Annotated in this window: 12 protein-coding genes and 1 tRNA gene; 9 read left to right on the top strand and 4 right to left on the bottom strand. The window is 35.0% G+C overall.

The genetic code is table 11. From position 1 onward, the window contains the following. From QMD71_05160 to QMD71_05150, 3 genes are all read left to right on the top strand, one after another. Complete coding sequence (locus tag QMD71_05160; protein ID MDI6840219.1) at positions 1-1947, top strand: SLC13 family permease; 1947 nt, start codon at positions 1-3, stop codon at positions 1945-1947. A 22-nt stretch (positions 1948-1969) separates the two neighbouring features. Further along, positions 1970-2383 carry a hypothetical protein gene (locus QMD71_05155; GenBank protein MDI6840218.1) on the top strand — a complete coding sequence of 138 codons (414 nt, stop codon included), beginning with the start codon at positions 1970-1972 and terminating at the stop codon, positions 2381-2383. Between the two features lie 201 nt (positions 2384-2584). Beyond that, positions 2585-3286, top strand: a complete 702-nt coding sequence (locus tag QMD71_05150) for a WbqC family protein (GenBank protein MDI6840217.1) — start codon at positions 2585-2587, stop codon at positions 3284-3286. Here the strand turns inward: QMD71_05150 and QMD71_05145 are convergent. Both QMD71_05145 and dnaN read right to left on the bottom strand, forming a co-directional pair. Next, the gene (locus QMD71_05145) at positions 3266-3823 is read right to left on the bottom strand and encodes a signal peptidase II (GenBank protein MDI6840216.1); all 558 of its coding nucleotides are present in this window, start codon (positions 3821-3823) and stop codon (positions 3266-3268) included. The two genes, QMD71_05150 and QMD71_05145, sit on opposite strands and share 21 nt — an antisense overlap. A gap of 8 nt (positions 3824-3831) precedes the next feature. Then, on the bottom strand, positions 3832-4920 hold the full coding sequence (dnaN, locus tag QMD71_05140) for a DNA polymerase III subunit beta (GenBank protein MDI6840215.1): 1089 nt from the start codon (positions 4918-4920) through the stop codon (positions 3832-3834). A 110-nt stretch (positions 4921-5030) separates the two neighbouring features. Here dnaN and QMD71_05135 point away from each other — a divergent pair. The 5 genes from QMD71_05135 to QMD71_05115 all read left to right on the top strand — a co-directional run bounded on the left by QMD71_05135 (position 5031) and on the right by QMD71_05115 (position 9588). Continuing rightward, positions 5031-5103, top strand: a tRNA-Ala gene (locus QMD71_05135). An 11-nt stretch (positions 5104-5114) separates the two neighbouring features. Then, the gene (locus QMD71_05130) at positions 5115-6428 is read left to right on the top strand and encodes a hypothetical protein (GenBank protein MDI6840214.1); all 1314 of its coding nucleotides are present in this window, start codon (positions 5115-5117) and stop codon (positions 6426-6428) included. Continuing rightward, the gene (locus QMD71_05125; GenBank protein ID MDI6840213.1) at positions 6428-7600 is read left to right on the top strand and encodes a tetratricopeptide repeat protein; all 1173 of its coding nucleotides are present in this window, start codon (positions 6428-6430) and stop codon (positions 7598-7600) included. Before QMD71_05130 ends, QMD71_05125 begins: the two co-directional genes overlap by 1 nt. Next, positions 7585-8097, top strand: a complete 513-nt coding sequence (locus QMD71_05120; GenBank protein ID MDI6840212.1) for an HNH endonuclease — start codon at positions 7585-7587, stop codon at positions 8095-8097. The genes QMD71_05125 and QMD71_05120 overlap by 16 nt, the downstream gene beginning before the upstream one ends. A 33-nt stretch (positions 8098-8130) precedes the next feature. After that, a complete protein-coding gene (locus tag QMD71_05115) occupies positions 8131-9588 on the top strand; it encodes a POTRA domain-containing protein (protein MDI6840211.1) in 1458 nt (485 codons plus the stop codon). Between the two features lie 83 nt (positions 9589-9671). Here QMD71_05115 and QMD71_05110 read toward each other — a convergent pair whose 3' ends face one another. Both QMD71_05110 and QMD71_05105 read right to left on the bottom strand, forming a co-directional pair. Beyond that, the gene (locus tag QMD71_05110; protein MDI6840210.1) at positions 9672-10022 is read right to left on the bottom strand and encodes a hypothetical protein; all 351 of its coding nucleotides are present in this window, start codon (positions 10020-10022) and stop codon (positions 9672-9674) included. Between the two features lie 46 nt (positions 10023-10068). Next, the gene (locus QMD71_05105) at positions 10069-10680 is read right to left on the bottom strand and encodes a hypothetical protein (protein ID MDI6840209.1); all 612 of its coding nucleotides are present in this window, start codon (positions 10678-10680) and stop codon (positions 10069-10071) included. A 335-nt stretch (positions 10681-11015) separates the two neighbouring features. Here QMD71_05105 and QMD71_05100 point away from each other — a divergent pair. Continuing rightward, on the top strand, positions 11016-11496 hold a 481-nt coding region (locus QMD71_05100), incomplete at its 3' end, for a transposase (GenBank protein MDI6840208.1).

Here is an 11496-nt window from a genome sequence, read left to right as displayed (position 1 = left end):
ATGGTTCGTATTGAGGAACATTTATCAAGTAATCTCTTCTTTGACTTACCACAAGCAAGGAATCGTGAGGCAGTTTTTTCTTTTGTTATCAATGCACTTAAGAAAAAGGGAATTGTAAAGGATATAGATAAAGCGATAATAGAGTTGAAAAATCGTGAAGAAAAGGGGTCTACTGGGATTGGTTATGGAGTTGCACTTCCTCATATTTTCATTGATGAAGTTAGCCGTCCTATAATTGCGATTGCCCGTATAAGAGATGGAATAGACTGGGAAGCTATTGATGGTGAGCCTGTTAAGATTGCAGTCTTTGTGTTATCTGGCAAAGATTATCGGGATGAATATCTTAAAGTTATTGCTAAGGTGGCAACAGTACTTCGTGATAAATTGGCAAGAGACAAAATTTTACAAGCAAGGTCAGGTGCTGATATAATCCATGCCTTCATCCATCCAAGAATGGCAAGCACTTTCTACAGAAATCGGCAATACTTCTACTTTTTTGGTGTCGTAATAGGTATATTACTTTTTTCTTTGTTCTTCTGGCCAAGAATAAAGATTCCAGAAACAAAGACAGCAATTGAACTTGGCTACATTAAATTTAATGAGCCAACATGGGTGAATAAGCAGATAATTGCATTTACTGTGTTCTTTGCTACAGTGATTGGAACACTGCTATTTTGGAGATTCCGGGTTGCAATTGCAGCAATTGGACTTGGTATTTTACTCTTTACCGGAGTAATGGACATTGAGACAACGGTCAGATTTATGAGTATACCTACTATTCTTTTTATTATATCACTGATGACAATTGTCGCTTATCTTGAACATAATGGTGTTTTTAAATTTACAGTTACATGGGTAATAAAGAGAGTGGGTACTAATCCTCGTAAGCTTTATATTACATTACTTCTTCTTTCAGTAGTTCTCGGTGGTCTCACTGGCGAGGTTAGCGGTATAATAGTAACTGTGACGCTTGCAATTACTGCGACTTCAATTCTTGGAATTAACCCATTTCCATTTATTCTTGGTCTTGTATTTGCTACAAATATTGGGTCAGCCCTCACCCTTATTGGTAATCCAATTGGTATCTATATTGCTTTTGCTGGTAGACTTACATTTGGTGACTTTTTAAGGTGGGCTACTCCACTTTCTATTATTTCTGCACTAATTATAGCCTGCTTTACTCTTTTAATTTTTAGAAAGCAGATTCCAGCCAAAACAGAAGCAAAGATTACTAAGCTTAATGAATGGGAAGGAGTGATGGATAGACAAAAATTTCGTCTCTCTATTATAATTTTTATACTCATCATTATATTCATCGCTTTTCATGGACAATCAGAGAGAATTTTAGGCCTCAGAGAGACAACCTTAATTGTTGCTGTTCCTTTATTTTTTGTTGGTGTTATTATTTTTATGGAGAAAGAAAAGGGTAAAACATTCTTAATTGAAGGAGTTGACTGGTGGACGATTATTTTCTTTATGTTTCTATTTGCTAAGGCAGCGTGCCTTGAATATACAGGGGTGACACAAAAACTTGCTTTCCTACTTTCAGGAGTATCGCAGCGGATACAAATTCCTTTCTTAAGTCCAGATGTTGCACATACAGCTGTTGCTTTCACTCTTCTTTTATGGTTTTCAGCAATTGCATCAGGGTTTGTTGACAACCTCCCTATAATTGCGGCAATGGTGCCAATTGTTAAAGATTTGAGTGCAATTGGACTACTACACTCAGGGATATTGTGGTGGGCACTCCTATTTGGTGGCTGTTTTGGTGGTAATCTTACAATGATTGGCTCAAGTGCTAATATGGTTGCCCTATCAATATACGAAGAGAGGGAAGGTAGATATATTAGATTTATTCAATGGTTCAAGTACGGGCTACCTGTGATAGTAGTATCAATACTTTTCATTATGGTTATGCTTATCGTCCAGATAAACCTATTTCCATGATATTCCGATAAAATCGGGAAAAATGATAAACAGGATTCTTTTTATACTTTCCGATAAAGAATATCCAACCAGTGCATTAGAATTTTTAGTCAATTTTAGTAAGAATTGGAATGCACGTGTTATCCTTTTTGCACCTATTGACCCAAATTTAGTGAGCTCAATTTCGCAAAATGAGGGAAGAAAGAGAAGAGAAGTGCGTGAAGAAATTACAAGTAAGGCTTGGATGAGTCTATATTCTTTAGAAGATGTATTTAAATCACAATCAATCTATACCAGACTTATAGTTGATGATGTGACAATTCCTGAAGGTGTAATTGAGCGGATACAAAGGATAAAACCGTCCTTCATTGTGACTGGGGCAGATTTTGGTAGTTCTTTGATTAAAAGTATGGGAGTAAAACTGTCGGTACCTGTATTACTATTGCCTGAAAGATAATTCTAAATTTGCATCTTTTATATGCGTTCCTATATTATACCCAAATAATGCGTGAAGAAAAATTCCAAATCCCAATAAATACCAATTTTTCACTTTTTAGGTGCAAAGCTTCAGATTTTTTGGATTTGGAGATTGGGATTTATTTTGGATTTTGGATTTTGTAATTTGAAATTTTCCAGATTAACGCATAATCTGGGTTATATGATAGTAGCTTGCCATCAGCCAAATTATATACCATGGTATGGATACTTTTATAAAATGAGAGTCTCAGATATCTTTGTATTTCTTGACTCAGTCCAATTTCCAAGGGGTACATCATGGGTGAATAGAAATAGAATTAAGAGCCCGAGTGGCCAACTATGGCTTACAGTGCCTGTTAAAAAGAAAGGACTTGGATTACAGAAAATACGAGATGTAAAGATTGATAATACGCATAACTGGAAAAGGTCGCATATTTTGAGTATGATTCACTTTTATTCTAATGCCCCATATTTTGATAATTATATAGACTTTTTTAAGCATATTTATGAAAAAAATTGGGTAAACCTGTTGGATTTAAATTTAGAAATGATAAAGAAGCTCACTAATTGGCTTGAGATTGGGACAAAAGTTATTTGTAGTTCAGAGCTTGGAGTCGCTGCAAAAGGGACAGAACTTTTAATTGAGATATGTAAAACTCTATCCGCAGATACTTACCTTTCTGGCTCAGTAGGCAAGAAGTATTTAGACTACGAGAAGTTTAAAAAGGCTGGTATTAATTTGAAGTATTACAATTTCAACCCTCCCCCATATCCTCAGCTTTGGGGTGAATTTATCTCAAACCTGTCTGTTGTTGACTTACTGTTTACTTGCGGCAAGAAAGGATTTGATACCTTGTGTAAATCAGCTAAATTTGTGCCTTAACTTACTAAGTAGTTTTTTGAAATCTTGTATAGGAATACGAAAAATTGGCGACAGTAGCTCAATCTCATATTTTAACGGTTTTAATTTAAACAAGAGTTCCTTAAATTTTTTGTTTATCAATAATTCAATTAAAATAAGGACAAGTCCTGTAGCGATAAAACAGTCAGCTAAATTTGTTGACTTAAATAATGGAATAATGATGAAGTCCCTTACATATTTAAATAGGATACAATCAAAAAAATTGCCAATGAACCCACCAACAATAAATGAGAATGAAAGATAAGTTAAAGAGTTGCTCCTGAATCTGAGCCAGTAAAATCTAAAGAAAAGTTGTATTATAAATAGGGCACTAAGCATAAGCAAGATAAGTAGCCATCTACGATACGGGATAAGCATAAAAATGCCAAAAAGATAGCCTTCACTCTTACAGTAAGAGAAGCCAAATCCATCAAATTGGAACTTTGTAGATAAAAGCATTGAGACTAACTTTGTGACTTGGTCTATAAGAAATACCAAGGTAACGAACTTAAATCTCAATAGGGTAGTTATTCCAATCTTATAGGCATTAGGAGATAGACGATTTCTTCACCCTCTTTTTGGACCGCTGGTGTTATAAGTGCTGCTGAGATAGGATCTTTGAGAAGGAAGTGCACATCAACTGCATCTATTTTACTAAGTATGGAGGAGAGATAATTCCCATTATAACCTATCTCGAGTTCACCCCCTTCATACTTACATGGAATTTCTTCTTTTGCTTCACCAATTTCACTCGCAGTTTCTATAGATAGACTGGATGGGTTAGGCTTAAGTTTTACGAGTCGACTTATCTCAGGAGCAAAAACAACAACTCTTCTTAAAGCAGATATAAATTCGTCTTTTGAAACAACGAGCAATTTATCGTTATCTTTTGGAATAGCTGTCTCATAAGGTGGATATTCTCCCTCCATTAATCTAGATACAACTATCATATCTTCTGAATAAAAGCCAACCCTGTTTTCATCAAAAACAATATCTATCCCTGATGAAAACCATGCTAACTCTTTTAATACATTGCTCGGAATAAGGAGGTGTGCAATTTTACCGAGTTTCGTTGCAATTTTAAACAAGCCTAATCTATGCCCATCAGTGGCTACAACTCTAGCCTCTTCTTGAGATAAATCAATTAATCCACCACTAAGTACTCCACCGATATCACCTGTAGAAGCTGCAAATAAAGTTTTATCAATTGCTCTCTGAAGAACTTCATAAGGGATGTGAATTTTTCTCTCACCACCAACAGTAAGTAATTTGGGGAATTCATCTTTTGGAATACCAGTCATTGTAAACCTGCCTTTTTCATATTGAATGGTACTTATAAGATTATCTACTCTGAACTCAAGGGTAACAGATGGTAGTTCTTTTACAAGATTATATAAATTTTTACCATTAAGAGAAATTTCTCCTTCTCTTGAAATGATAGCCCCCCCTATTGCAGTGACAGAAGTTTCAAGGTCTGTAGCAGTTATATAAACCCTTTCCTCTCTTGCTTCTACAAGAACATTTGATAAAGCAGGCATTGTGCTTTTACCAGGAATAATTGGGTGTACTTTACTTAAAAGATTGGTTAAAACATCTCTTTCAATTTTCAATTCCATAATTCCTCCTCTTATTAGATTAATCTACATGTTAAGGGTTGTCAAGAAAAAACTTGACAAGTCTAACTTATGCTTTTAAAATTTAACAGTATGGTTTCCACTATTAATTTGGGGGTGTAGCTCAGTTGGGAGAGCGTCTGGCTGGCAGCCAGAAGGTCACGGGTTCAAATCCCGTCACCTCCATTGGAGGTAAAATGCAAAGATTGAAATTTTTAATCCCGGTTTTAATTGGACTTGGATGCCAAGGAGGTGGAGGGTTTTCAGATATTGCTAAAGTCAAACAGGCAGCTCGTGAACTCAGAAGGATTAGGAATGCAATTGAGGAATATAAATTAGACCGTAACTCATATCCTTGCAATGGAAGCGATTTGAAAGTCAAACTCGCTCCGTACCTCTCTAAATTGTCTTATTCTGAAGGCAGAGAAGTAGCAAAGCAAACTGCCATTCTCATGGGTGCTGAAAACAATTTAGCTCAAATAAGGAGTGCATTGTCAGGATGTGCAAGAATTAAAGAAGAGAAGATTGAAACAGTATTTGCTCATGTTCAAGAGGTAATCAACCTTTATGAAAAAGAGCTTAAGGGTAAACCACAACAAGCTACCTCAATATTACCAGATATACAAAAAATGTACACTTTAATTAATGATTTGAGACTACAAGAATTAAAATCGCTAAAACAGGATTCTTTACTTTTATTAGGAACCCAAATCATAGGGACTATAGACTCAATACTGCCCAAAGTGAAAGAAAATGAGAAAGAACATTTACAAAATATAAGAAATACATTTGAATGGTATAAAGTAGAGCTTATTGGAAAGAAACCAAAAAAGGTAGTAGAACTTTATTCTCCTGAAGGCGAAATTACAGCTCTTAAAGAAACCAGCGAGGACACTTCCTTAGTACTTAACCTACAAAAATTGGTTAATTCTTATCGTGAGCTTGAATCTGCAAGTAATTACAGTGATTTCCTCTTGACTGTACAGAAGGATATCGAAAAAGTATTGGCTCTTATTTCATTATTTGAGGAGAAAAGGAAGAGTATAAGTGAAGCAGCTACGATTGTTCAGGCACAATCAACTTTGCATCGGATGGCAAATGCATTGAGGGACTATAGAAAAGAGAATGGAAGATTTCCAAATCAAGGTGTACAAATTGACTCACTTATTCACCCTTATTTTATAGAAACAACAATGAGTGGTGAGCGTATAGACCGTTGGCCAGCTGTATTAGAATGGTTCTCAGGTGGTGCTAATAGTATTATGTATAAAACAAGAGACCCTGAGAAAGAGTTTGTACTTGAGGCAAAAGTTAATAATAAAGCTCGTACTTCTATAAAGTGTGAAGTAACTGTCCAAAATCAGTGGGATAAAATTACAGAGGTATTCTCTTATCAACCAATTTATACTACTTCTGATTCTACGAGTAATTATTTTATAAAAGTAAGAGCAAAAGATACAGGCCAGACATGGCTTACAGATCGGCCCCCTATTGCAAAGAAGGGAGTATAATGGAAAAGTTCAAAGTTCAAAGTTCAAAGTTCAAAAATGGTATAGTGTGTAGCTTATGGCTTTTAATAATAAGTTGTACTCCACATCCAGAAATTGAGCAAAAGCCGGGAGTTAAGAGACCGGAGGTTTCGGAGCCCAAAAAACATTACAGTTTTGGATATGAGTATCTCAAAAATAAAATGTACGATGATGCAATCAAGAATTTTGAGCTTGCAATTGAGGAAAGTACTTCTTATGTTGATGCTTATGTGGGTCTTAGTTTAGCTTACAAGGGTAAAAATGATTATGGTGAGGTGGAACGTGTTTGTAAAAAATTGATAGAAATTGCACCACTTCAGGGTCGCTACGCATTAGGGAAATGTTATACTGAGTATGGAAAATATGAAGATGCCTTATCAGAGTATAGGGAAGCGTTAAAAATTGATTCATCGTATGCAGATGCTTGGTATGGGATAGGGTATGTTTATGAAAAAATGGGTAATATCCCAACCTCAATTGAGAACTATAAGCAGGCATTAAAGTTTGACCCTAAAAATGAGAGTATAAGGTATAACCTTGCAAAAGCATATGTAGAGAGTGGAGAGTGCGAAAAGGCGATATTAGAGCTTAAAGCCTTACTTGCTGCCCACCCGGACGATTTGGATGTAAGGACACAACTTGGGTGTGCATATCTTGCTATGAATATGTACAATGAGGCAAGAGGAGAATTTGAATATATTACAAAACGCGCACCATCAGATATTACGAACAGACTAAAACTAGGGCTAACGTATGAGGGATTAAAAGACTATTCAAGTGCAATCAAAGTGTATAAGGAAGCTATTTCAATAGATACAATGAATATTGTTTCATATTGCTATTTAATAAACCTTTATATAGAATTGGGAAATTTAGATAAAGCAAACGAACTATTAGGAACTGCAAAGCGAATAAATCCTGAATACCAGCTACTTCACTATCTTGCTGGTACTATTTGGGTTAAGAAAGGAGATAAATTATTTGAAAGTAAAGAATACGATGCTTCTATATCAAACTATAGTCAGGCAATTGCTGAATACAAACTTGCGACTAAAGGAGAAGACCAAAGTTTAGTAGGGGATGCGAAAAAAGCTATTGAAAGTGCTAATTCTAAAATAAAACGTGCAAAGGAAGAAAAATGGTGGCGTCATTAAATAAAATATGCCTTGTCTTAAATCAGAATTACGAACCATTATCAATAACACACATCAAAAGGGCTGTCTGTCTTATTTACCTTGGAAAGGCTGAGATAGTTGAGCCATATCCATTTGAGGTCCATACGGTAAGTACTTCATTTATTGCCCCAAGTGTCTTAAGGCTACTTTATTTCGTACATGTAAAAAGACCTAATTTGCCATTAACAAAACGTAATATTTTGAAGCGTGATAATTATACTTGTCAATATTGTGGGGCTAAAGGTGTACCTATGACAACTGACCATGTTATACCAAAAAGACTTGGTGGTGAAGATTCATGGGAAAACCTTGTCTGTGCTTGTATTAAATGTAACAATAAAAAAAGAGATATGACCATAGAAGAGGTAAGAATGAAACTAATACGATCTCCAAAAAGACCGCATTTCTTTTTTATTGTGCATAACCTTATTACAATCCCAGATAGTAGGTGGAAGCAGTATCTGTTTTTAGAGTAACAAAGAAATCCAAGATACAGAAATCAAATTTTAATGTGGATATTTTTTACCTTTATATTAAGTAATCCTGTCATAATTGGAAATACACACATTTCTTCAAAACTCATTTTAAAAGCTTTAAAAGAATCACCTGAAAACTTACTTAATCTATACAAGACATATGGGTTCATTCAGGCAACTGTGAAGATAGAAGGCGATACAATTTTAATTGAAGAGGGACCAAAATTTAAAACAGGTCGAATTAAACTTAGTGGAAATAAAGTATTTAAAGATTATGAAATTTTGCAACTAATCAAAACCAGGCCCGGAGAGATTTTCAGTGAATCCAATTTTACAGAGGATATGGAAACAATTATTAAAAAGTACGAAGATATAGGTTATCCATTCTGTAAGATAAAATCATACAACTTTGAACTTATTGTTGACTCTGTAAATTTTGAACTGTGTATTGATGAGGGGCCGCTTGTGAGGATAAATAATATTATAGTCAAAGGAAATAAAGTGACAAGGGATTATGTAATTTTAAGGGAGTTAAACATTAAGCAGGGTGATATTTTTTGTGGAGACGCTATCCATAAAGCTGAGACGCGACCTCAAAGACTTAAATTTATTGAATTAGAAGGGATAAATCTTGTTGGTAAGGATGAACTTGAAGTCATAGTGAAAGAGAGACCTGTAAACCATGTAGATGGAATTGTCGGTTACAGAGAAAAAAGACTTATTGGGGTTATTGACCTTGAAATCCTCAACTTGCTTGGGACTGGGAGAGCTATTTTTGTAAGATTTGAACAGCCTCATAAGTTTTCAACATTAATTGAGTTTGGGTATAAAGAGCCTTGGCTATTTGGCTACAGAGTTAATCTAAATGCAAGTGGTTCACATTGTAAAGAGGATACTACTTATATAAAGGATTGGGTTGAACTTTTGCTTGAGAGCCCAATAACTTCATCTCTTACGATCAACAGCGGTATAAGTGGTAATTGGGTTGACCACTATGAGGAATACCGAGGAATATTAGGAATGGATTTTGATACTCAGACGAGGTCGGGTGTCCATTATCGGATAAAGACTGAGTATAATTTTAATAGTTTAGAAAAACTTAAGTTTAATTTTGACAATTACTTATCAATACATCCATCAATCCTTTTATTTTTATCAGCTAATTATGGAAAAATATTTAAAAAAGAGGTCCCAATTTACGATAAGTTTAAACTTGGTGGTGCACGTACACTTCGTGGCTATTGGGAAGAGGAATTTAGTGGCAATAAAGTAGGGTGGATAAATTTTGAACTCCGTAAATTTGTTGACAGAAAGTCTTTTGTCTTCCTATTTTATGATATTGGATATATAGACGGAAATATAAAGCATAGTTATGGAGTAGGGATTCCTATAGACTCACCTTTGGGGCTGATAACGGTTGCTTACGGGCTTGCAAAAGGAGCTCCATTTATGGAAGGTAAAATACATCTGTCAATAAAATCAAGTTTTTAAGTAAGGAAGTCATTGCGAGCGTTAGCGAAGCAATCTTACAACAGATAAAATACGTGTTGGCATTGAGAGACTTTTAAATATTACTACACTTTCTCTTCTTGAAGAACGGCTATTTTTTTACTGATAGCAGAAATTATTCCCCAAAGAATAAATACAGCAACAGTGATTACAACTCCTAATGCTAAGTCCTTCCATGGGTTTTCAGACATGAGAAATAGTTCTCTGTTCCAAAGGTGGTCTATTACTCCAAATGTGGCTCCTCCATAAAGTAGTAGATTAAGTCGCCAAGTTTTAACAGTTTTCTTTTTACGCCAAATTAAAGAGCTAACTATAGATGTAAAAAGTGGTATAGTATAGCATATCCCTATTAAACCAACGCCATAAAATAAAAATAATGCTGCTCCTTTAGGCAATAGGATTATAGAATGATACATAGTTTACCCCCTTCTTCCCCAATGCCAACACCGTCTTGATTTTCATTTAAAATTCATAATGTAAACCGACTGTGCTAATATTTTCTTTCATCTCAAAATTACCTGAAAGCCCTAAATCAATGGCAACTTTTTCAAGCAATCTACATCTTATCCCAATAAGCCATTTTTTGTCGCTCAGTATCTCACTTCCTAAATCAAACTTTTCCTTACAAGATATCAATGCTACACCATAAGTGACCGAAGCCTCTTCAGTGGAATAACCAAAATTGGCATCTACCTCAATAGGTCCCAAAGAACGAGCAAAAATACCATTAAGAGAATAATCTGGATTACCAAATTCATTATTGATAGAGACTGAAAATAAATCAGGTATAATCGCATATTTTAAGCAAAGCTTTGCTCCTGTGAAATCTTTAGACTCAAAAGTATATCCAAATCCTACCCCAATATCCATCTTTTCTGTAGCCCCATGTTTAAAACTAATATCAACTACATCAACTTTTTTCCAAAAGTTACACCCAAACTCTAATTCATAACCAGTATTTTCAACAGTTCCGGCATCATCTGTCGCAAAAGGTCTTGCTCCTTCACTATCAACAATCCATACCATCATCAACCCAATCGCTACACACCCAATAAGCCCTTTTATCTTTCTCACCTCCTTTCTGCTACAGCCTGTGGCTAATCTCTTATATTATAATTTTGCACCTCCTCACCTGTTCGAGGCTGTTTAGCATTCTATAGATACTTACCTACCAAGAATCTATAAGCACCAATAAAAATGCTATCACCTCCTGTTTTCATTTGATCTCCTCTCTATTGTATAATATAATTTGTTACAAAAAGAGGCTAACATGATATTACTTTGTTAAAACTTTGTCAAGTTTTTTTGCTTTGTTGAATAAATATTTTTATATCCACAAATTATCAGTCCAAAAATATTGAAAACCTCTCCTATTTGCATTATGCTTTTATAGGAGGAGGGAATAATAAATGGCAAACTTAACTGCTTTTAAAACCGATTACAGAACACTTGAAGGAATAGCGCGAAAACTAATAGTATTTATTCCTCAAGCTACCCAAGCACCTGATTACACGACTTCAGAAGTACGTTTTAAACAATCAGAATATAGATTTGATGTCTATCAAGGATGGGAAGAAGAGCAGAGTATTGCTCTGGATGCATCTGGGCTAAAAACAAGTAATAGGGGAGAATATAGAATAAGCAAATACAAAGGTAAGAGGAGAAAATTTGTAAAGCTACATATAGGGGTGAATATTATGACCCATCAAATAGTGGCATGTTCTGTTACACCTGAAGAAATAAGTGATGGCAAGGAACTACCCAAGATAATCGAGGATGGAGAAAATTACGGCAAGATAAAACGTGCATTGCTTGATGCAGGATACGATAGTAAGACTAATCACTTAATATTAGCAAATAAAGGAATAAATGGGGTAATAAAGCCAAGAA

The sequence above is a fragment of the bacterium genome (assembly GCA_030018315.1).
Taxonomy (GTDB): Bacteria; Hydrothermota; UBA3073; order JACQXS01; family JAGMCI01; genus JASEGA01.
Note: the sequence above shows the minus strand (reverse complement) of the source record. Positions and strands in the feature narration are given on the sequence as shown.